The organism is Bacillus sp. FSL K6-3149, from assembly GCF_038630515.1.
In the GTDB taxonomy this organism is placed as follows: Bacteria; Bacillota; Bacilli; order Bacillales; family Bacillaceae; genus Bacillus; species Bacillus pumilus.
The window spans coordinates 3,295,790-3,316,135 of record NZ_CP152034.1 but is presented as its reverse complement, the minus strand read 5'-3'; the positions used below and the strand labels follow the sequence as shown (position 1 = coordinate 3,316,135).

Annotated in this window: 23 protein-coding genes; 16 read left to right on the top strand and 7 right to left on the bottom strand. The window is 39.7% G+C overall.

The genetic code is table 11. The features are described from left to right. The first annotated feature begins 26 nt into the window (after positions 1-26). The 3 genes from MHB83_RS16930 to MHB83_RS16920 all read left to right on the top strand — a co-directional run bounded on the left by MHB83_RS16930 (position 27) and on the right by MHB83_RS16920 (position 1,365). Positions 27-257 carry a YrhC family protein gene (locus tag MHB83_RS16930; protein ID WP_003216296.1) on the top strand — a complete coding sequence of 77 codons (231 nt, stop codon included), beginning with the start codon at positions 27-29 and terminating at the stop codon, positions 255-257. 651 nt (positions 258-908) lie between these two features. Beyond that, a complete protein-coding gene (locus MHB83_RS16925; protein WP_003216232.1) occupies positions 909-1,043 on the top strand; it encodes a YrzI family small protein in 135 nt (44 codons plus the stop codon). A 166-nt stretch (positions 1,044-1,209) separates the two neighbouring features. Further along, the gene (locus MHB83_RS16920; protein ID WP_223251167.1) at positions 1,210-1,365 is read left to right on the top strand and encodes a hypothetical protein; all 156 of its coding nucleotides are present in this window, start codon (positions 1,210-1,212) and stop codon (positions 1,363-1,365) included. 43 nt (positions 1,366-1,408) lie between these two features. On the opposite strand, the gene MHB83_RS16915 is transcribed toward MHB83_RS16920, so the two are convergent. Continuing rightward, the gene (locus tag MHB83_RS16915; RefSeq protein WP_269793919.1) at positions 1,409-1,465 is read right to left on the bottom strand and encodes a YjcZ family sporulation protein; all 57 of its coding nucleotides are present in this window, start codon (positions 1,463-1,465) and stop codon (positions 1,409-1,411) included. Between the two features lie 335 nt (positions 1,466-1,800). Between MHB83_RS16915 and MHB83_RS16910 the strand changes: the two genes are divergently transcribed. Both MHB83_RS16910 and fdhA read left to right on the top strand, forming a co-directional pair. After that, positions 1,801-2,403, top strand: coding sequence for a class I SAM-dependent methyltransferase (locus MHB83_RS16910; protein WP_342496849.1), 603 nt, complete (start codon positions 1,801-1,803; stop codon positions 2,401-2,403). Positions 2,404-2,824: 421 nt separating this feature from the next. Next, positions 2,825-4,039, top strand: coding sequence for a formaldehyde dehydrogenase, glutathione-independent (fdhA, locus tag MHB83_RS16905; RefSeq protein ID WP_050943691.1), 1,215 nt, complete (start codon positions 2,825-2,827; stop codon positions 4,037-4,039). Between the two features lie 218 nt (positions 4,040-4,257). Here the strand turns inward: fdhA and MHB83_RS16900 are convergent, their stop codons facing one another. Next, positions 4,258-5,151: a LysR family transcriptional regulator gene (locus tag MHB83_RS16900; protein ID WP_342496498.1), complete on the bottom strand. Its 894-nt coding sequence runs from the start codon at positions 5,149-5,151 to the stop codon at positions 4,258-4,260. Positions 5,152-5,289: 138 nt separating this feature from the next. Between MHB83_RS16900 and MHB83_RS16895 the strand changes: the two genes are divergently transcribed. The 5 genes from MHB83_RS16895 to MHB83_RS16875 all read left to right on the top strand — a co-directional run bounded on the left by MHB83_RS16895 (position 5,290) and on the right by MHB83_RS16875 (position 11,512). Then, on the top strand, positions 5,290-6,741 hold the full coding sequence (locus tag MHB83_RS16895) for an alanine/glycine:cation symporter family protein (protein WP_189282661.1): 1,452 nt from the start codon (positions 5,290-5,292) through the stop codon (positions 6,739-6,741). After that, positions 6,738-7,895: an iron-containing alcohol dehydrogenase gene (locus tag MHB83_RS16890; RefSeq protein ID WP_342496497.1), complete on the top strand. Its 1,158-nt coding sequence runs from the start codon at positions 6,738-6,740 to the stop codon at positions 7,893-7,895. Before MHB83_RS16895 ends, MHB83_RS16890 begins: the two co-directional genes overlap by 4 nt. A 164-nt stretch (positions 7,896-8,059) precedes the next feature. Next, a complete protein-coding gene (locus MHB83_RS16885; RefSeq protein WP_106032673.1) occupies positions 8,060-8,809 on the top strand; it encodes an SDR family oxidoreductase in 750 nt (249 codons plus the stop codon). 371 nt (positions 8,810-9,180) lie between these two features. Beyond that, entirely contained in the window at positions 9,181-10,401 is a 1,221-nt protein-coding gene (locus MHB83_RS16880) for an MFS transporter (protein ID WP_342496496.1), read from the top strand. A gap of 70 nt (positions 10,402-10,471) precedes the next feature. Beyond that, positions 10,472-11,512, top strand: coding sequence for a 2,3-butanediol dehydrogenase (locus MHB83_RS16875; RefSeq protein ID WP_050943700.1), 1,041 nt, complete (start codon positions 10,472-10,474; stop codon positions 11,510-11,512). Positions 11,513-11,667: 155 nt separating this feature from the next. On the opposite strand, the gene MHB83_RS16870 is transcribed toward MHB83_RS16875, so the two are convergent. Genes MHB83_RS16870 through MHB83_RS16855 form a run of 4 tightly spaced genes read right to left on the bottom strand, consistent with a single transcriptional unit; the run spans position 11,668 to position 14,710 of the window. Then, positions 11,668-12,381, bottom strand: a complete 714-nt coding sequence (locus MHB83_RS16870; protein WP_342496495.1) for an amino acid ABC transporter permease — start codon at positions 12,379-12,381, stop codon at positions 11,668-11,670. A 12-nt stretch (positions 12,382-12,393) separates the two neighbouring features. Next, positions 12,394-13,092: an amino acid ABC transporter permease gene (locus tag MHB83_RS16865; protein ID WP_137054937.1), complete on the bottom strand. Its 699-nt coding sequence runs from the start codon at positions 13,090-13,092 to the stop codon at positions 12,394-12,396. Next, positions 13,089-13,949 (bottom strand): amino acid ABC transporter substrate-binding protein, encoded by an 861-nt coding sequence (locus tag MHB83_RS16860; protein ID WP_050943703.1) that lies wholly within the window; start codon positions 13,947-13,949, stop codon positions 13,089-13,091. The genes MHB83_RS16865 and MHB83_RS16860 overlap by 4 nt, the downstream gene beginning before the upstream one ends. After that, complete coding sequence (locus MHB83_RS16855) at positions 13,946-14,710, bottom strand: amino acid ABC transporter ATP-binding protein (protein WP_342496494.1); 765 nt, start codon at positions 14,708-14,710, stop codon at positions 13,946-13,948. The genes MHB83_RS16860 and MHB83_RS16855 overlap by 4 nt, the downstream gene beginning before the upstream one ends. Positions 14,711-14,854: 144 nt before the next feature. On the opposite strand from MHB83_RS16855, the gene MHB83_RS16850 reads away from it, so the two are divergent. Further along, the gene (locus tag MHB83_RS16850) at positions 14,855-16,018 is read left to right on the top strand and encodes an acyl-CoA dehydrogenase family protein (protein WP_137054940.1); all 1,164 of its coding nucleotides are present in this window, start codon (positions 14,855-14,857) and stop codon (positions 16,016-16,018) included. A gap of 170 nt (positions 16,019-16,188) precedes the next feature. Continuing rightward, positions 16,189-16,932 (top strand): BPU family class D beta-lactamase, encoded by a 744-nt coding sequence (gene blaBPU / locus MHB83_RS16845; RefSeq protein WP_249118306.1) that lies wholly within the window; start codon positions 16,189-16,191, stop codon positions 16,930-16,932. Between the two features lie 47 nt (positions 16,933-16,979). Here blaBPU and cyoE read toward each other — a convergent pair whose 3' ends face one another. After that, positions 16,980-17,885 (bottom strand): heme o synthase, encoded by a 906-nt coding sequence (cyoE, locus tag MHB83_RS16840; RefSeq protein WP_226803753.1) that lies wholly within the window; start codon positions 17,883-17,885, stop codon positions 16,980-16,982. A 99-nt stretch (positions 17,886-17,984) separates the two neighbouring features. Between cyoE and MHB83_RS16835 the strand changes: the two genes are divergently transcribed. From MHB83_RS16835 to MHB83_RS16820, 4 genes are all read left to right on the top strand, one after another. Beyond that, on the top strand, positions 17,985-18,581 hold the full coding sequence (locus tag MHB83_RS16835) for a TetR/AcrR family transcriptional regulator (RefSeq protein ID WP_253622398.1): 597 nt from the start codon (positions 17,985-17,987) through the stop codon (positions 18,579-18,581). A gap of 78 nt (positions 18,582-18,659) precedes the next feature. Further along, positions 18,660-19,319 (top strand): hypothetical protein, encoded by a 660-nt coding sequence (locus tag MHB83_RS16830; RefSeq protein WP_342496493.1) that lies wholly within the window; start codon positions 18,660-18,662, stop codon positions 19,317-19,319. 146 nt (positions 19,320-19,465) lie between these two features. After that, a complete protein-coding gene (locus tag MHB83_RS16825; RefSeq protein WP_342496492.1) occupies positions 19,466-19,651 on the top strand; it encodes a hypothetical protein in 186 nt (61 codons plus the stop codon). A gap of 24 nt (positions 19,652-19,675) precedes the next feature. Further along, a complete protein-coding gene (locus tag MHB83_RS16820; RefSeq protein ID WP_342496491.1) occupies positions 19,676-20,305 on the top strand; it encodes a hypothetical protein in 630 nt (209 codons plus the stop codon). Positions 20,306-20,346 lie beyond the last annotated feature (41 nt).

Sequence of the window (20,346 nt, the reverse complement as noted above, 5' to 3'; positions counted from 1 at the left end):
ACATGTTAAACAGGAAGGTGATTCAAGTGAAGAAAAAGTGGAGTGGTTTAGTGACAGATTACAAGCAGTACGCTTTTATTTTGCTTGCTGTCAGCACCTTTTTATATATTGGTACGATCATACCAAGCCAACACATCGAAGCATCTCCAAAAATGCTGATGATGGGAATTGATTGTATTTTCTTATTAGCAGCTTTTCTTTGTGTGAGACGCGCGATCTTTTTTCAAAAGAAACTGCAAGAACTAGATGAAGATTAATTCGAAAAGTCTCCTCATATACGTGAGGGGGCTTCAGCGTGTAGACAAACCCTCGCATTCGTTGTCAGGTCTGCGCTCCGGTGCTCACGAATGTCAAATTCGCTCCGCTCCGGTGCTCGCCCTTCCTAGACTGCAAAGGTTTTCTATCACGCTGAAAAGAAGACAAAGGGCTAAAATAAAAATCATTTTAGCCCTTTGTCAACAATCTGAAGTCTCCTCATATACGTGAGGAGACTTTTTTTGATTGTATTGGACAATCGGACAAGAATAAATGTAGAAATTTAGTCAAACACACAAAAATCATCTATTTTACTAAAAACAGGTTTACAAAATGGTGCTTGCTGGATATACTAACAAAGTAATTAAAAACGTAAAGGAGGCTGAAGAATATGTTATTCGTATCTACTTGTGAACAATTCAACCAACAATTTCATCATGTCATCAGCCTGTGGAAGAGCTCGTGTCCTTCCTTTACCTTATACGGTGCACACGCTTCAAAACTGTTAAAGTAAACGAGGATTTTACGTATCATCCATTGCAGGTTGGAAGACACTGTCTTTTGATCTGCATTTTTGTGTGCCCACAGGTCAACTGACAAAGAAGATCTGCGGGCTATTTCGCGTGCCGCGAACTTAAGGGAGGTGAGCGTATATGACAATCCATTTATTTTTTATCACATTGACGATCCGACGAAAATACAAAGACATTGAAACAGTTCTTTATGAACAACAAGTCGAAACATTGTATGAAGAAATGAAGCAGAAACAACTAAAGTACATGAACTAAAATACGAAAAGAAAAATGCGAAAAGGAGGAGATTGACATGTTTATGATGCTTGCAATACTTGATTGTTATACTATGGAGAAGGACCAGGTTTAGACACGCTCCACATTGATCATCTGCACATATGATATCCGTAAAAGGAGATTGTGAGGTGATCAACGAATGTCGATGTCACCATATATGAGGTTTCCGTCAGTGGGGCACGGATATGCATCCATTCCGCATTCCTTAAAGCATGGATACGGTAATCCGTACCGAATGCAAAGAGAGCAAGAGGAAATGCTCAGACAATATATGTATCAGTACCGAGCTTATTGGTATTAAAGAAAAGGAGCAGGAAACGTTATCGTTTCCTGCTCCTTTTACATTAGCAAATCCAGCTTGCACCGATGATGATCAACAAAATGAACAGTACAACAAGCAATGCGAATCCGCCTGCAAAACCGCCACCGTAACCACCGCAGCCTCCAGCATAACCGCCACCAAAGCCCATAATCTAGCACCACCTTTATCTAATCAAGATACATTCATAAAATATGCAGCTCATGCAGAAAACGAAATCAATCTGAGCACAATTAATGAAAACGCCTATTCGGATTAAATTTTTTGAAGTTCTGCGAAACATTTTCTGAAAAGATGCCGTCTAATCAATAACAAATGATTAGGACTAGGTCTTAAACTTTGTTAGGTGTGAGCCGATATGAAAAGTAAGAAAATTCGTAAATAGTTTTATTTACTGGTGCAAAGCAGGTGTTAACATTGATTCAAAGCTGGATTGGAAAACAAATGAGGGAACCAAAAGGCTTGTTCTCAAAATGGGTTGCCCGCTATATGGAAAAAAATCATCATAATATCAATGAATGGACGATTCAACTCTTAAATATACAAGAAAATGACCGGATTTTAGAAATCGGTACTGGAAGAGGCGTGACATTATCGAAGGTAGCAGAGAAACTTGATCGCGGTAAAGTATATGGAGTGGATGCCTCTCGTCATATGATCAAATATGCAAAAAGAAAACATAAGAAGCTTGTGGAACAGGATAAAGCCGTTGTGACTCTTGGTAAAGCCGAGCATTTACCTTTTGAAGACAGATCATTCAATAAATTATTTACGGTGCAGACCATTTATTACTTGAAGGATATTGAGCAAGTCATGAAGGAAGTGTACCGCGTTCTTCAAGTGGATGGAGAAGTATTCTTATCATTCCAACAGCAGGAACTGATGAAGGAACAAAAGCGGTCACATTCTTTTTCATCGTATAGTGAACAAGAGATCAGCCGCCTATTTTCAGCGTATCACTTTAGAGAAGTTTCGGTTTATCACTATGATACATACATCTGTATCAAAGCGTTAAAATGATGAAAATATTTCCCAGGTAATGAACAAGCATTCTAAAAGAGGCTCTTCGTGAGAGGAGCTTCTTTGCGTGTCATTGAATCATGTTTGAACGAATTAAAAAAAGTCTCTTCACCAGAAGAGACTTTTGTATATGATGTAGGCGCCAGCCAGGTGTGTAAGGAATGATAGTATATATAAGGAATTTGTTTGTCGATTAAGGATACCTGTCTGGCTTATTTATTATATCGACACCGTTCTTCAAAAGTTTAGCTTTTTTTTCAATATTTTCTTTTTTATTTGACTGGAAGATACATTTTTCTCTCCGTGATAGACATTTTTCGCTTTTTTTTTATCAATTGTGCCATTTGGAGCAGGGAATTGCTTCAGAAGTAGAGAAAATTGTAAAGACTTCATTTTTAAACAAAAAGGGAGGAATGAAAATATGTCGGGAAACAAAGGTGTCGTTTATAAAGGAGCAGGAAATGTAGCAGTTGAGGATATTGGATACCCTGATTTGATTTTAAGAGATGGCCCGGGTGTACCGAAAGCCAATGTGGGGCGCAAATGTGAGCATGGCGTCATTTTAAAAGTAGTGACGACGAATATTTGCGGAAGTGACCAGCACATGGTGAGAGGTCGTACCACTGCGCCTGCAGGACTAGTCCTTGGTCATGAAATTACAGGTGAAGTCGTTGAGGTTGGACGAGATGTGGAGTTTATTCAAAAAGGAGACCTTGTGTCCGTTCCCTTTAATATTGCTTGTGGACGATGCGTCATGTGTAAGGAACAAAAAACCCATGTGTGCTTAAATGTAAACCCGGACCGTCCAGGCTCTGCCTATGGATATGTCGATATGGGCGGATGGGTTGGCGGCCAATCCGAGTATGTCATGGTGCCGTATGCAGATTTCCAGCTGCTGAAATTTCCAGACAAAGATCAAGCGATGGAAAAAATACTTGATCTGACGATGCTTTCCGATATTTTCCCGACAGGTTTTCACGGTGCTTATACGGCTGGAGTAAAGCCTGGTTCAACCGTATATATTGCCGGTGCAGGGCCAGTAGGTCTTGCCGCAGCGCATTCCGCTCAGCTTCTTGGCGCTTCTACGGTCATTGTCGGTGATTTGAATGAACAAAGGCTGGAGCAGGCCAGAAGCTTTGGCTGTGAGACGATCAATTTAAGAAAACATGATCGAATCGGCGAACAAATCACCAATATCTTAGGAGAGCCAGAAGTAGACTGTGCCGTCGATTGTGTCGGCTTTGAGGCTTCAGGTCATGGAGATCAAGGAGAAGCGCCTGCAACCGTTTTAAATACAATTATGGATATTACCAAAGTTGGCGGTAAACTCGGAATCCCAGGGCTTTACGTCACAGAAGACCCAGGTGCAGTGGATGCTGATGCAAAAGTTGGATCACTGAAAGTGCGAATTGGACTCGGCTGGGCAAAAGCCCATACCTTTGTGACAGGCCAAACCCCTGTCATGCAATATCACCGCAGTCTAATGAAATCCATTTTAAGCGGAAGAGCACAAATCGCCAAAGCGGTGAATGCAACCGTCATTAACCTTGATCAAGCCCCTCAAGGATACAGCGACTTTGATTCCGGTGTAGCGAAGAAATTTGTCATTGACCCGCATGGGATGATTTCTAAATAATGAATCAATGAGAATAATCGAAAAAACTTACGGGAGATTATATCCTGTAAGTTTTTTTGTGTAAATAGACTTTTAAGATTCAGAGGTTTCCATTCTAAATATAAGAAACAAAACTTACACAGCCACTGATTAGCTTTGTTTAGTTATTTAGAATGATCAAATCTCTCAGTAAGTTGTTATAACAGTCCTTCTTTTATTTAATCTAGAGTTGATCTCTGCTAGCCATGCAAGAGTATGTAGTCCTCTGTTAAATCCACAAATGCTTTTAAAGCAGGGGACATCCATTTGTTTTTATGCCAAAATAGTTGGATTTTCGTCGTGAAACTGGGTTCCACCCAATTGATTTTGATGATATTGCCTTCTAAAATTTCTCTTTTCACAGAAATTTCAGGAAGTACAGCAATTCCTAAGCCTGCCATTACACATTTTTTTATGGCTTCTACATCTGCTAATTCTAGTTTACTTCGCGGTTTTGCTCCCGCCTGTGTTAATGAATGTTCAAAGGCGTAGCGATAATCACAGTCTTCAGTTAACAACAATCTTTGCTCGTTCAAATCAATTGGATATACTTTTTGTTTTTTGCTCAAAGGATTTGTTGGGCAGCATACAATGGCCATCGATTCATCTTTTAATTCTTTTACAAGTAAATGTGAGGATACTACAGGATTCATGGATAATAAAGCGACATCAATTTGTCCTTCTAATAATAGATTTAGAACATCCTTTTCCGCTATTCCTGGGCGGAAGATCAGTTCGACTTTTGGATACTTTGTTTGAAAGTCCGTTAAAATATGAGGAAGCCGGTAGGTGCATTGTGTTTCAGATGCACATATTCTCAAAATGCCGCTTGGCTCATTCATTCCGCCAACAGCCTCTAATGCTTCCCCTGTTAAGCCTAAAATTTTATCCGTATAATGTTGAAATTGTTTGCCAGCTTCTGTTAAGATCACCCTTTTTCCAAGCCTTTCAAATAGAGGGGTTCCTAGCTCTTCTTCCAATGCCACAATATTTGCTGTGATGCTAGATTGAGCATAACCAAGCATTTGTGCAGTTTTTGTAAAGTTTAATACTTTTGATGCTGTTTGGAACATTATCAGTTGTTTGATCTCCAACTTCAAGCCTCCCTAAATCGGATCAGCCGATTGATATCATCAGAAAACCTCTATAGATTGATCATAACATTTTTACTATCATAAAAGTAAGCGCTTGCAAGTTGTGTTATTTCAAATATTCAGATTTGCAAAGGGGAGATGGCTTTGTTTGAAATGATTGTCAATTCAGTGAATGATTTTTTATGGACATATATTTTAGTAGTCATGTTAATCGGCATAGGAATCTACTTTACAGTGAGAATGAAATTTATGCAAATTGTCTTACTAAAAGAGATTTTCCGTTCTATTTTTGAAAAAGCGCCCAAAACCAAAAAGGGAAGTCATGAAATTTCATCTATGCAAGCTTTTTTTATTGGAGCTGCTACAAGAATTGGTACTGGAAATATGGCAGGCGTAGCCATTGCCATCACAGTGGGCGGTCCAGGAGCTATTTTCTGGATGTGGTTTGCGGCCGTTTTAGGGGGAGCTTCTGCGTTTGTTGAAAGTACACTAGCTCAAATCTATAAAATTAGAACAAATGATGGATTTAAAGGGGGACCAGGCTACTATATTCAAAAGCAATTCGGAATGAAGTGGCCAAGCAGGATTTTTGCCTTTTCTGTTATTCTTAGTTTCGGCTTAATTTTTAACGCTGTACAAACGAATACAATTACAAATGCCTTTCAATATTCATTTGGGATCAGCCCAATTGCCATGGGGCTATTTGTCACAATTTTTACTGCTTGCATCATTTTTGGTGGTGTCAAGCGAATCGCTAATTTTACACAAATCATTGTGCCAATTATGTCGGCATTTTATATCATTTTAGCACTTTATGTGATTGTCACAAATATCGGTGCTGTACCCGCGGCATTAACAAGTATTATGAAAAGTGCGTTTGGGTTAGAGCAAATCGTTGGGGGCGGGATTGGTGCTGCGATAATGAACGGTGTAAAACGTGGGCTCTTTTCCAATGAAGCAGGAATGGGAAGTGCTCCAAATGCCGCTGCTGCCGCTAATGTTTCGCATCCAGTAAAACAAGGGTTTGTTCAATTATTAGGTGTATTTTTTGATACATTAGTTGTTTGTAGCTGTACTGCCTTTATTATTATGCTATCGACAGTAGAAACAGCTGGTGAATTATCTGGTATCGAAATTACACAAGCAGCAATGGCACAGCATTTTGGATCTTGGGCTAGTATTTTCTTAGCATTTGCTATATTTACTTTTGCTTTTAGTTCTATTGTAGGTGGCTACTATTATGGTGAAGCCAATATCGGTTTTATCCATAAAAGTGTAACAGCGCTATTGATGTATCGAATTATGGTATTAATGATGATCATGTTTGGGGCTGTGGCCAACATACAAATCGTTTGGACGTTGGCCGACTTGTCGATGGCCATTATGGCAATTGTCAACTTGATTGCGATTGCAATTCTAGGCAAGTTCGCTTTTGCCGCTTTGGATGATTACATTCAACAAAGATTGTTAGGCAAAGATCCTGTCTTTTATGCATCTAGCATACCAGGTTTAAAAGAAATAGAATGGTGGGGAGCAGAAAAACAAACTGCTAACTCCATAAACACAAATGAAGGAGTAGAAAAATCATGATGAATTTTGAATATCATTGCGAAACAATAATGATGATGGGGACTGGTCAATCAAAAGAAATCGGATCTATAGTAGAAGATATTGTATTGCCAGGTGCCACAGTTATGCTGGTGACGGACTCTGGTGTGAAGAGCGCAGGGCTCGTTCAGCCTATTGAAGCGTATTTGCAGGAAGCTGGTTATTCTGTCGTTGTATTTGATCAAGTATCTCCAAATCCTAGAGATAGTGAATGTCTAGCTGGTGCAGAGCTCTTTAGAAAAGAACAAGCATCAGCGGTCATTGCGATTGGTGGCGGAAGTCCAATGGATACGGCGAAAGCGATTGCTTTATTAGGTCCAAATGGCGGCATTCCTGAAGATTATATATCAGGGAAGAAGGCGTATGCTAATCTATCTCCATTAATTTGTATCCCAACAACGGCTGGTACTGGTTCTGAGGTGACCCGTTCATCTGTCATTACGTTAGCTGCTTCACATAAAAAAATCACATTAAAGCATGGCTTGCTTCGGCCAACCATTGCGATTTTAGATCCTGCTCTTACATTGACGGTGCCAAAAGGCATAACAGCCGCAACAGGCGTGGATGCATTGGTACATGCTATTGAAGGCTATTCATGTAAAGTAACAAATCCAATTTCCAAAGCAATGGGTTCAAGTGCAATGGAGACAATTGTGAAATACTTACCCAAGGCATATGAAAATGGATCTGATCTAGAAGCGAGATATAAAATGCAGGAAGGGAGCTTACTAGCCGGCTTATGCTTCGGTTCAGCCGATGTCGCAGCCGTTCATTGCTTAGCAGAAGCACTTGGTAGTCTTTATGATACACCTCATGGTATCGCAAACGCGGTATTTTTGCCTTATGTTATGCAATTCAATGCAGTCGAAAACAAGGTATTACACGCAGAGCTTGCCAAAATAATGAGCTTTGCAGATAAAACGGATTCAGATGATGTGGCGATTCAAAAATTAATTGATGGCATGTATACATTCACAAAAAATTTAGGTATTCCAGCACTAAAAGATTTATCTTATGTAAAAGAAGAGGATTTTGAAAAAATGGCTGAATTAGCAGAACAAAACGGCTCTACATCAAGTAATGTTCGGACTGTTACGAAAGCCGACTACTTAGATATTTTAAAGGCTGCTTTTTAAAATCACCATATAGAAAAATAGAATCAATGAATTCCAAAGAAACACCCTCTTCATGACACGATTACTTGGAGGGTGTTCTTTTATGTTTCATGTGGCTAGGTATCGTCTATATATGAGTGGTATGATAGACGACAACATCTGATGGAGAAAGGGTTGGATAAACAATGAAATTTCACAATAAAACCGTTATCATCACAGGCGCAGCCAATGGAATTGGTGAAATGATCGCCTGGGGCTATGCAAAAGAAGGAGCACGAGTGGTGCTTGCGGATATAGATGAAGAAAAGGGTAAGCGCTTGGAGGAAGAGCTAAAAAAAGAATCATTAGAAGCTTATTTTAAGAAAACGGATGTGAGGCAAGAAAAGGAGATTCAGCAGTTCATGTCGTTTGCGGCGGAGCGCTGTAAAACGATTGATATTCTCATTAATAATGCTGGTGTCATGTGCACAGTATCGCCTTATGAATTAACGCTTGATGAGTGGGATCGTGTGTTACAGACGAACCTAAGAGGGACTTTTTTATGTGCAAGAGAAGCAGCACGTTATATAAAAGAGAATCCAAAAGGCGGTTCTATTGTGAACATTTCATCCACCCGCGCGACCATGTCAGAGCCTCATACAGAAGCATATGCCGCATCAAAAGGCGGAATATCTGCGCTGACTCATGCCTTAGCGGCTTCTTTTAGTTCGGATCATATCACGGTGAATAGCATTTCACCTGGATGGATTGAAACGAAGGATGAGGAGAATCTTCGAGAGATCGATCACCAGCAGCATCTTTCCAATCGAGTCGGCACGCCAAAGGATATTGTGAAGGCCTGCTTTTATTTAACCGATGAGGAGAATCAATTTGTGACCGGCACAGATTTAGTCGTTGATGGCGGCATGACCAGAAAGATGATCTATGCTGATTAACTTGAAAAAACATTGACGCTTTGATCAAGGCGCAGTACAATATGTAACAATTCAACTGAAGATCGTGATGAAATAAAGACATAGCGAAAATAGAGAAGAGTACATCATGAGCTGTCCCGCACAGAGAACTCCGTGAAGCTGAGAAGGAGCCGGGCAGCATGATGGAACCAAGCCTCTTAGCTCTGCACCGGATTCCTTCGGATGGTGGTGCAGCGATATTCTCCCGTTACAGAGATGGGTTCATGATGACCTGCTAAGGTTCATCTGGCAACAGATGAATAAACTGAGGTGGCAACGCGGAGTAAATCCCGTCCTCAAGACAGAAATGTCTTGGGGGCGGGATTTTTTTATGACAAATAGGAGGAAAAGTGATGAAAAAACATTGGCGGGATATGAGTTTACTGCTTGGAGCCATCGGAATTGCGAACATAGGAGAATGGATTTATATGATTGCTCTCCATCTGCTCATTTTTCAAGAAACGGGCTCTGTGCTGGCTGTAACAGCCGTCTATATGCTGAGACCGGCTGCGGCTCTTTTGACAAACAGCTGGTCTGGCAGTTTGATTGACAGGCTGAATCAGCGGAAAGTGATGATCAGCTTAGATATCAGCCGGGCAATCCTAATCGCATGTATACCCTTTGCGTTATTTTCAGGACATCTCCTTATCCTTTATGTGCTAGTGCTTCTCATTCAAATGGCACAAGCGATGTTTCATCCAGCGTCGATGGTCTATATGACAGGATTGATCCCGGCGAATAACCGAAAACGGTTTAATGCCATTCGCTCATTATTACAATCGGGTGGGTTTTTACTTGGCCCCGCTGCAGCAGGTCTGCTTTTTTTAGTCGGTACACCTGTTTTTTCAATTTATATAAATGCGATCTGCTTGTTGGTATCTGCTCTATTAACAATGTGTTTACCGAATTTGCTCAAACAAGATGCTGGCCAAAAGGGTTTTACCCTTTCAATGTTAAAAGAGGATGCGAGGCTTGTTCTTCGATTTAGTTTGACATCACGCCAAATTATGGCGGTGTATTTATTATTTAGTGCCGCTATCACGGTACTTCCTACTGCCATTGACTCTCTTGAAACAGCCTTTGCAAAAGAAGTGCTTCTGCTAACTGATACACAATATGGTCTTCTTGTGAGTATAGCTGGGGCAGGCATTATCGCAGGCGCAGGTCTCAATTCGGTGATTGTGGAGAGGCTGCCTGTTTCGATCATGCTTGGGATTGGCAGTTTGTTGGTGGCATGTGGCTATCTCATTTATGCTTTTTCCAGCACATTGTTTATAGCCGCTGTTGGATTTTTTATATTAGCATTCTTTTTAGCATTTGCGAACACAGGTTTTATGACTTTCTATCAAACGAATATCCCGGTAGAGGTGATGGGGAGGGTAGCCAGTTTTTATGCTTTAGTTGAAGCCATTCTGACGATCATGCTGACAGGTGTCTCTGGTGGGCTTGCACATGTTTTATCAATCCGAACCTCCGTTGTCACCGGGAGTCTATGTATGCTTCTTGTCTGTTTATTGCTATGTTTTGTCATCTTTCGTCCATTGACTGACAAAAAGATAGTGCATCCTACTTAGAAAATTAAAAAAATTATGTTATGATTATTTAAGTAAGTTAATTAAATTGATGAGAAAAGGAGTCTTACACATGAAAGCACTACGCTGGCACGATCAAAAGGACATTCGACTAGAGGAAATTGATGAACCAAAAGTTGCTCCAGGAAAAGTGAAACTTAAAGTGAAATGGTGCGGCATTTGTGGTAGTGATTTACATGAATATCTAGGAGGACCTATCTTCATTCCAGTGAATGAACCTCATCCACTGACAAAAGAAAAAGCACCTATTACACTGGGGCATGAATTTTCTGGTGAGGTTGTTGAAGTAGGAGAAGACGTCAGCAATTACAAAGTAGGCGACCGAGTGGTTGTTGAGCCTATTTTTGCAACTCACGGACATCAAGGTGCTTACAACTTAGATGAAAACATGGGCTTTTTAGGACTTGCCGGAGGCGGCGGTGGATTCTCTGAATATGTATCTGTCGATGAAGAATTACTTCATTTATTACCAGACGAAATTTCATATGAGCAAGGGGCACTTGTAGAGCCTTCAGCAGTTGCTTTATATGCGGTTCGTTCTAGTAAAGTACAAGCTGGGGATACAGCGGCTGTGTTTGGTTGCGGACCAATTGGCTTGCTTGTTATTGAAGCATTAAAAGCAGCTGGTGCTACTGATATTTACGCAGTAGAATTATCTAAAGAACGCCAAGAAAAAGCGAAAGAGCTTGGAGCGATCATTGTTGATCCTTCTCAATATGAAGATGTTGTTCAAGAAATTGCACGCCGTACAAACGGTGGCGTCGATGTTTCTTTTGAAGTGACAGGTGTACCTGTTGTATTGAAGCAAGCAATCCAATCAACTAGAATTTCAGGTGAAACAGTCATTGTAAGCATTTGGGAAAAAGGCGCAGAAATTATGCCAAATGACATCGTCATTAAAGAACGTACAGTTAAAGGGATCATCGGCTATAGAGACGTATTCCCATCTGTATTAAACTTAATGAGAAAAGGCTATTTCTCTGCTGATACACTCGTTACGAAAAAAATCAAGCTTGACGATGTAATCGAGGATGGCTTCAATGCATTAATCAATGAAAAAGATCAAGTGAAAATTTTAGTTAGTGCTGAATAGTAAGACAACGAAGGGGAATGGCAAAAGCCATTCTCTTTTCTATTCATAGTGATCAATCAATGGAAAGAGCAGGACAATTTCCTTTAACATACTTAAAAAAGGTGAATAAATGGATCAAAAAAAGTCGATCAGGTTCTCGTGCCTGATCGACTTTTTTATCGTCCAAGAGATCTTCCGTACACGCTGACTCGTTTCTCTAACAAGGCAAAAGCGAGTTCAAAGAAAATGCTCAGCAGCCAATAGATCAAAGCAGAGACGAGATACGTTTCTAAAAACTGATAGCCGTCGTTCGCAATGATTCGGGAAATCCCCATGATCTCAAGTACTCCAATCGTAAACGAAAGAGAGGTGGCTTTTAATAGCTGAATGAGCTGATTGCCTAAGTTCGGCATGGCTACCACAAATGCCTGCGGCAAAATAATGCGCATCATCGCTTGGCGTGTCGTCATCCCCACAATTTTTGCCGCTTCAAGCTGTCCTTTGTCTACCGCAAGAAGTGCACTCCGAACGACCTCTGTTAAATGGGCGGCTGAATGAAGGCTGAATGTAATAAGGGCAACAGCTAATGGAGAGACCATATCTGGATGAAAGGTCAACCCGAATGTACCGCTCACTTTGGTTAGAACAAAAGGAAGTCCATAAAAGAAAGCGAACAACTGAACAATAAGAGGCGTTCCTCTAAAAAAGGAGACATAGAGCGTCACAAGCTGCCTGAGTACAGGAATGCGGAAGAGACGAATGAAAGCAAAAACAGATCCAATCATCAGGCTTACAGCCATGGAAACGAGTGCAATCAATAAGGTAAAAGGAACGCCTTTTAGAATATGAGGTACTTGGTCAATCGCAAATTGAATATCAATGGTTTGCATCAAATCGCCTCCTTAACGTGACAGGCTGGTGCGGCCTTTTACAAATTTCCTTTCAAGCAGCATGGTGATCAGTTCAATACTCATGCAAATAAGCCAATACACAATCGCAATGATCACATACACCTCAAACAGACCGATTCCGTAGTTATTTCCTAAAATGATCTTCACCTGTCCCATGATATCAATGAGTCCGATTGTAAAGGCAATTGCCGTGTCTTTGACGAGATCAATGGTGTAATTTCCGAGGTTCGGCAGTGCAATGAGGAAGGCCTGCGGGATAATGATCCTAATCAACGCTTGTGTATCTGTCATCCCAACAATGTAGGCGGCCTCCAGCTGATCCTTCCCGACAGATGAATACGCACTGCGAAAAACTTCAGATAAATAAGCGCCCGTATGTAAAGAAAACGTCATCATCACAAATAGCACACGATCCCAATGATTGATTTGAATCCCTGCCACAAGCAAAAGCTGAGGAAGTCCAAAATAAATCAAGAAAAGCTGAACAATTAAAGGCGTACTCCGTGTAAAAGATAAATAAATAACAGCCAATTGCTTCAGCACTGGGATTTGCTTGATACGAATACATGCAAATAGCAAGCCGATGATGATGGCAAAAAACAATGACACGATAATAATGAGAAAAGTGAGTGGCAGGCGTTCAAGCACCTGTAAAAAAATGCGCAGCCAATCTCCAGCTGTAAACGTCATGACGCTTCATTCCTTCCTTCATTTTGATCGCCTTGCTCTGAGATGTCATCAATATCTTGAAAGAAATCAATCCCAAACCACTTTTTCGCCAGCTTAGGCAGTGTTCCATCATCAATCATCTCTTGTGTGATCCGGTCCAAATCTTTTGCAAGCTTCTTCTCGCTTGGCTGTAAGACAAGATAGATAGGCTCCTTTGACACAATGCCGCCAACTTTGACCTTTAGGTTTAAATGCTTTTGAATGGTATCAAAGGTTGAAATGTTCATAAATGCTGCATCTGACCGTCCACTTTCAACGCGCTTTAAGTTAAGCTCATTTGAAGGGCTCTCAATAGTCGTCAGCGGAATATCCGGATCATGCTCTTGATTATATTGATTTAATATCGAACGCAAGCCTCCGCTAGGGCTGACAGGAGCCAGCTTTTTAGATGTCATATCATCAAGCGATCGAATCTCTTTGTCTGATTCATTCACAATTAAACCTGTCATCGAATAACCATACGGAACCTTAGGGTAAAGGAAACGCTTTTCACGTTCAGGATTACTAAAAAACCAATTAGCCGCCATTTCAAACTTCCCTGCGCCTACACCAATTAAATTCGATTCTTCCTCGCCAAAAATGTAATCAAAATGTACGTGAGGAAGTCTTTTTTCCACTTCATTTAAATAATCAATGTTATAGCCAATTGGTTCGTTTCGGTCATTTGTTGCTAAAAAGGGTGGATTGACCTCTGCACTTAGTGCGACTTTTACAATTTTTCTACCATCATCTGTCGTGGTTTTCACACTGCTACAGCCCATCAGAGAAAGAAAAAGCAGAAGGACACCGGACATCATGAATGCTGTCTTTTGTTTCATTTGTCTTTCTCCGATTCTTGCCACATGCCGCGATGAATTCTTGATAAAAATTGTTTCGTTCGTTCATGCTGTGGCTTCAATAGGACGTCTTCTGGTGAGCCTTTTTCAACGATTTCGCCATCTGCCATAAAGATCACCGTATCCGCCACGTCCTTTGCAAAAGAAATTTCATGCGTCACAATGACCATCGTCATGCCTTGACTTGAAATATCTTTGATCATTTCTAGAATTTCTCCTACCATCTCTGGGTCCAGTGCCGACGTAGGTTCATCAAACAAAAGCACTGAAGGGTTCATCGCAAGAGCGCGGGCTATGCCAATTCGCTGCTGCTGACCGCCGGATAATTCACTCGGAAATGCATCTTTTTTATGAAGCAGTCCAATCCGCGTTAAAAATTGCTCCCCGACCTTTTCAGCTTCTTTTTTAGACATGTTTTGAGACACGATCAATCCTTCTGTAATATTTTCAAGTGCTCGTTTATTCTGAAACAAGTGATAATGCTGAAACACCATGGAGGATTGCTGCCTGAGTTTTAGCAGATCTTTTTTATGATATCGTTCAAATTGAATCGTGGCTTCACCAACCGTCAGCTCACCTTTGTCTGGAATATCGAGGCTGTTTAAGCTGCGAAGAAGTGTTGTTTTTCCTGACCCGCTCGGTCCAATAATGGCGACCACTTCACCTTCTTGTACGGTGAAATCAATGCCTTTTAACACATGGGTCTGCCCATAAGATTTATGTAGATTAGTAGCTGAAATCATAAAAGCATCACGTTCCTTTGACATATGTACTTAATATTGATAAAATTTAACACATTAAATCCTATAAGTAAAGTGTGTTTTATTTATTCCGATTGGAAAAATCAGATATGATAGATTGTGAGATATAGAGGAGTTGGATACGTTTTGTCTAAAGCATTATTTGTCGATACCGATTTTCAAAAAACATGGCTCAATCAACTAGAATCTCTTCGTGAAACGATCGAACAAACGGCAAAAGAACATGATGAAGGCGCTTATTTTCCTGAAAAAAATATTGAATCATTAGTAGAGATGGGCTATACGACGTTGTCTCTTCCTGCTGAATACGGAGGCGGAGGTCAATCTGTGAAGGATATGGTTCTGTTTCAAGAGACGCTCGGCAGTATGGACGGAGCGACTGCCTTATCAATCGGCTGGCACCAAGGGGTTGTAGGCGAAATTTACGAAAAGAAACAATGGAATGAGCAGCAGCTGCAATTCTTTGCGGAAGAAGTGAAGAAGGGCGCCCTTGTCAACCGTGCCGTGAGCGAGGCGCAGACAGGCAGTCCAACAAGAGGCGGGAAGCCTGGGACAACAGCCACTAGATCAGGTAATGAGTGGATCATCAATGGACGTAAAATTTTCACAACGATGTCACCGGCACTTACATACTTTTTAGTCGGCGTATGGATCGAGGAAAAAGAGGCCATGGGCTTCTTCTTAATTCACCGTGAGACAGAAGGTGTTTCAATAGAAGAAACGTGGAATGTTGTGGGCATGAGAGGAACTGAAAGTCATGATTTAATCTTAGATCAGGTGAAGGTTTCAGATGACATGCTTGTGGAGGTGCAAAAAGGGCCGCGGGGTGTTACGCTAAATCCTTGGATTGCACATATTCCTTCCTGCTATTTAGGGATTGCGCAAGCGGCAAGAGACTATGCTGTTCAGTATGCTATCACCCACTCACCGAACAGCATCAGCGGAACGATTAGTGATCTGCCAAATGTCCAAACACTGATTGGCGAAATCGACTTACTATTAAAGCAAGCACGCCACGTCATCTACTCAACGACCACTTTGTATGAAAAGCCAGAGAAAAGAGAGCTGTTAATCAATGAATTTGGTGCTGTAAAGCATACCGTCGTTAATCACAGTTTGCAAGTTGTCGATAAAGCTATGCGTTTAGTGGGTGCGAAAAGCTTAAGCCTAGACTGTCCACTGCAGCGCTACTATCGAGATATTCGTGCCGGGCTACATAACCCGCCAATGGACGATATGACGATATCAAAAATGGCGAAACAGGCCATTCAAGAGAAAAAAGAGAGCTAATATACAGTAAAAAGCCGGATAAATCGGCTTTTTTTTATTTGAAAGAAAAGAGGACAAGCGTACCTTATATCCCATCGCTTAAACATGCTACAATCATGGCAATCATGGGAAAAGGAGCGGTTGTCTTGAAGAAAAAGTATATAAAATGGCTGTTTTCTAGCATCATGCTGATGGCACTTTGTATCAGCCAGCCTTCATCAACTGAAGCAAGATCACCAGCGTGGTCAGTAGATGAATTCTTTAAAAATCGGGAAGGCACGTTTGTGATTCAAGAAGTAAAAGAAAAGTCTCCTTGGGTGTATAACAAAAATAGAGCGAAAGAGCGCTTTGCACCTCAATCGACATTTAAGGTAGCAAATGCTTTAATCGGACTCCAAACAGGCGCAGTGAGAGATGAATACGACATCAAATATTGGGATGGCGTAAAAAGAGAGATTGACAGCTGGAATAGGGATCATACATTAGGATCTGGCATGAGAGATTCAGTCGTCTGGTACTATCAAGCCATGGCGCGTGACATTGGAGAAGAACGCATGAATCATTGGGTGAAAGCCATTCATTATGGGAACAAAGACATATCTGGCGGAATCGATCAATTTTGGTTAAGCAGTACCCTGCGAATTTCTCCAATCGAACAAGTTCGTTTCCTCAAACAGCTATATGAAGAGACTCTTCCATTTGACCTAACTGTTATGAGAACAGTCAAACGAATGATGGTACAAGAAGAAGAGAAACACGCCACCCTATACGGAAAAACAGGCTCTGGATCAGGTATCGGCTGGTACGTAGGCTTCATCAAACATGAAAACAAAACCTACATCTTTGCCACAAATATCGAAGGCACCGGAATAGAAGCAAAAGAAATCACCTATCGCATTTTGAAAAAATATCATTTGATTGAAGCATCCGTTTAGGGTGCTTTTTTATATTATGGTTATCTACAAAACTAATGTTGTATTAATTAAAAAATGTGACGAGTAAGTGAATAGATAATGACCGTTGAATAAAGAGTTGTCATATAAATTAGTGAATAGACAAACATAATTGATGCCCACTTCTCGGAATGCATTCTCTTGTAACCGAAAATACTTAAGCAAATCCATATAAGGCCTAAAAAAAAGGATACAAGCACAAGCCCTATGCTTAAAGAATGGAAAAGAAAACTGCTTAAGGTAATTGCTAAGATATAAAGATTTGTTTGCAAGTATGTTCTTTTCATTCCTTTTACAACCGGTAACATGGGAATGTTTGCTGCCTTGTATTCATGTTGTTTTCTAATAGCTATCGAATAAAAATGCGGCATCTGCCAAATAATTGTAATGAAAAACAACCCCATAATAGCTGGGTGTGATATATCTGGTGAAATAGCTGCCCAACCAATGAGAGGAGGCATTGCTCCAGAAATACTACCAATTTCTGTGTTGTATACGGTTTTTCTTTTACTCCATATTGTATAAGGAAAAATATAAAAAAATAAACCAATCAATCCTATAATAGCTGCTAGATAGGTTGTAAATACTAAAAAGCCTAATCCTAAAACAGACATTAAAATACTAAGCCATAGAACTTTTTTAGGATTGACTTCTCCTGTGACAGTAGGTCTGTTTTTTGTTCTATTCATCACGGAATCTATGTCCCTATCATACAAATTGTTTAAAGCTCCAGCAGCACCAATTAATAAAATTGAACCTGCAAATGCCAATAGTATCTCAACAGATTTATGAAGGATGTCAATTTGATATGTGTATAATGCCAAGGTTAAGCCAGCACACATTGGGATCAAATTTGATTTAATAATCCCTGATTTAACTGTTTGAGCGATTATGTCCATTTTCGTTTTGTGAATTTTTTTCCCCATCTGTCGCATTGTTTTTCTCCTTTTCACATTATATACCTTGTTAAATTTACATACTAATTGGTATGTTAATTCCATATGGTATAATTGTCAATATAAGGAGGTAAAGGAATGATTAGACAAAGAAAGACGCAAAATGAAAGGAAAGAAGAAACAAGGAAATTACTCTTAAATTCTGCAGTTGAGAATTTTGCTAAGTATGGTTTTCATGGGGTCTCCATTGATAAATTGACAGAATATGCGGGATTTAGTAAAGGGGCCTTTTATGCGCATTTTCATTCAAAGGAAGAGATCTTTTTGGCACTATTGGAACAACAAATGCAATTACATGTAGAAAAAATCAATGCTTTATTAGCAGAACAACCTTCTCTTTTACACTTTTCAGAAAAAATGAATCAACAGTCTATTCAAAGACGTGAAGAAAATCGGACGTGGAGCCTGCTAAATATGGAATTTCTTCTGTATTCAATGAGAAATGAGGAAGTAAAGTGTCAGTGGTCAAATATGATTCTACAATCGGTAAAACAAATCTCTCAATCCATTGAGAATTTAATAAAAAAAGAGAATCTTACATCTACTCTTTCATCTGAAGAAATGGCATGGACAATTCTTTCATTGGAAAATGGTGTAGCGATATTCCACTATATTAGTCAAGACCATATACCAATTGATTTATTAGAAAAATCCCTAAAAAGAATAATTTCATAATGAAATACGATTTATGAATGTGGCAAGTCTTTACCCTAATAGGGGAGAGGGTGATTCTAGAAAGGAGGCTTATAAGGAGTGCACTTGAAGAATATACAATTAATGTCGGATGATGATCATGGGAACTTAGCAAGCCAATCCCTTTGTGTGACAGAAATGTTTTTATGGGAATTAGGGAAAAGAATTCAAACGAAAGATTGTGAGGCCATTGTTTTGATATGTGGCTCATTTAAAGACTACAAATTAATGAGTACCTCAAAAGAAGAACCTAACATGTTATTTTTAAAAAATACCTATGAGCTAGAAGTACCCCTCAGTTATAGTGAATTTGAAAATGCAGTAAATAAGAAAGAGATCTTAGCTGATACTTTAGAAAAAGCGATGCTCTATCTATGTGAACTGAAAAATTGGGACAGTCAGCTAGTCAAAGCGGCATTTCAAAAAATGAAAGAAAAGGAATATAAAGCGGAGATAAAAGGAAAACAAACAAAATTAAGTCCAGATAAAAAAAAGAAAGCATATCCTCTGATCGAGTTAGATTTAAATCAGTTTACTCTCTATCTTGTCATTGAAGACAATAAAAGAAAGATCTTATCTAAAAAATTAATTGCTAAAACCGATACCTATTTAGAAGAAATTTCTTATCACATGCGAGAGCTTAGGTGGCTAACTGATCATGAGGTGGCACTATTCAAACATACAAATAAACCTGTTTATACAAGTGTGCGGTTATCGTGATAAAGCAAAATGAGAATAGCATAACACTTGTGGAAATCAAGAACGCAACTTACAAAGGAGTGTATGTTTTTAATGGGTTTTTGGGAAGAAGGACATAAGAAAAAGAACATCATTATTGGTGATGAAGATTAGATAATTTTGAAGAATTGTCTGAACCAGGGAGAAAATCATTACCAGAAATGATTGATTTAGACGATTTGATAGAAGAGTGGCTGCCGGGAATGATAGCAAATGGAATCAATCCTTCCATTTTCTATAATCGAAATGACTCGGTTTCAATTAAAATTCATACATTAAAAGAAGATATAGAGGAAGAATTAAAAAACTACTAGTTCGACAAGAGTGGAGGTAGTTGTTTGAAACGGCTTGAAGACTTATTTATTCGTTCAGAAAAAGAATTCAAATTCTATCAGAATTTAGTAGACAATGTGTTTGACACAAATAAGATGCTGCCACAACAAGTCTTCCGGAAGACATTTGATTGTTTTTTGTTTCAAGAGTTTGATTGGGCATTGAGTGATGATATTTTACCAACCATTAAAGAGTTATCAACTGTTACACAAGATAGAGAATTTTTAACTGCAGTCCTTCAACAAGATCCAGCAAAATATTATTTGAAGGAATTTGGGTATTATAATTGGCTGAAAGCGAGTGTGGATATTACAGGTGAGGATTATGTAAATGCACTATGGATGCACCCAAAAGAGTCTATAGCAGATGATATCATAACGAATTCGTACATAGTGGTCTGGCTATCGTATTCTTTGCAGTGGGCGATTTGGGCAGATAGGGATATGGAAATTTGTATCATAGGGATGTTATCAGCAAAAGATTCTGTGAAAAATAGGTTATTAAAAGAAGGGTGGAAACCAATGGATCACCCTGTTTTAGCAAATTGGCTTGAAGGATTATTGAAGGGTCAAAAAACATTCAATGACTATTACACCCAAATGCTTTCTCATTATGCGTCATGTTACAAGCGGTGAAATGGAGTATCAATGACTGATGATAGATTTACCCGAAGATA

What these genes read in the sequence shown, in the direction of transcription:
- MHB83_RS16895 (WP_189282661.1), top strand. Translation starts at nt 5,290, where the DNA reads ATGGCTTTGTTTGAAATGATTGTCAATTCAGTGAATGATTTTTTATGG.
- MHB83_RS16855 (WP_342496494.1), bottom strand. Translation starts at nt 14,710, where the DNA reads ATGATTTCAGCTACTAATCTACATAAATCTTATGGGCAGACCCATGTG.
- blaBPU (WP_249118306.1), top strand. Translation starts at nt 16,189, where the DNA reads ATGGCACTTTGTATCAGCCAGCCTTCATCAACTGAAGCAAGATCACCA.
- MHB83_RS16835 (WP_253622398.1), top strand. Translation starts at nt 17,985, where the DNA reads ATGATTAGACAAAGAAAGACGCAAAATGAAAGGAAAGAAGAAACAAGG.
- MHB83_RS16880 (WP_342496496.1), top strand. Translation starts at nt 9,181, where the DNA reads ATGAAAAAACATTGGCGGGATATGAGTTTACTGCTTGGAGCCATCGGA.
- MHB83_RS16865 (WP_137054937.1), bottom strand. Translation starts at nt 13,092, where the DNA reads ATGACGTTTACAGCTGGAGATTGGCTGCGCATTTTTTTACAGGTGCTT.
- fdhA (WP_050943691.1), top strand. Translation starts at nt 2,825, where the DNA reads ATGTCGGGAAACAAAGGTGTCGTTTATAAAGGAGCAGGAAATGTAGCA.
- MHB83_RS16885 (WP_106032673.1), top strand. Translation starts at nt 8,060, where the DNA reads ATGAAATTTCACAATAAAACCGTTATCATCACAGGCGCAGCCAATGGA.
- cyoE (WP_226803753.1), bottom strand. Translation starts at nt 17,885, where the DNA reads ATGCGACAGATGGGGAAAAAAATTCACAAAACGAAAATGGACATAATC.
- MHB83_RS16890 (WP_342496497.1), top strand. Translation starts at nt 6,738, where the DNA reads ATGATGAATTTTGAATATCATTGCGAAACAATAATGATGATGGGGACT.
- MHB83_RS16875 (WP_050943700.1), top strand. Translation starts at nt 10,472, where the DNA reads ATGAAAGCACTACGCTGGCACGATCAAAAGGACATTCGACTAGAGGAA.
- MHB83_RS16925 (WP_003216232.1), top strand. Translation starts at nt 909, where the DNA reads ATGACAATCCATTTATTTTTTATCACATTGACGATCCGACGAAAATAC.
- MHB83_RS16920 (WP_223251167.1), top strand. Translation starts at nt 1,210, where the DNA reads ATGTCACCATATATGAGGTTTCCGTCAGTGGGGCACGGATATGCATCC.
- MHB83_RS16860 (WP_050943703.1), bottom strand. Translation starts at nt 13,949, where the DNA reads ATGAAACAAAAGACAGCATTCATGATGTCCGGTGTCCTTCTGCTTTTT.
- MHB83_RS16870 (WP_342496495.1), bottom strand. Translation starts at nt 12,381, where the DNA reads ATGCAAACCATTGATATTCAATTTGCGATTGACCAAGTACCTCATATT.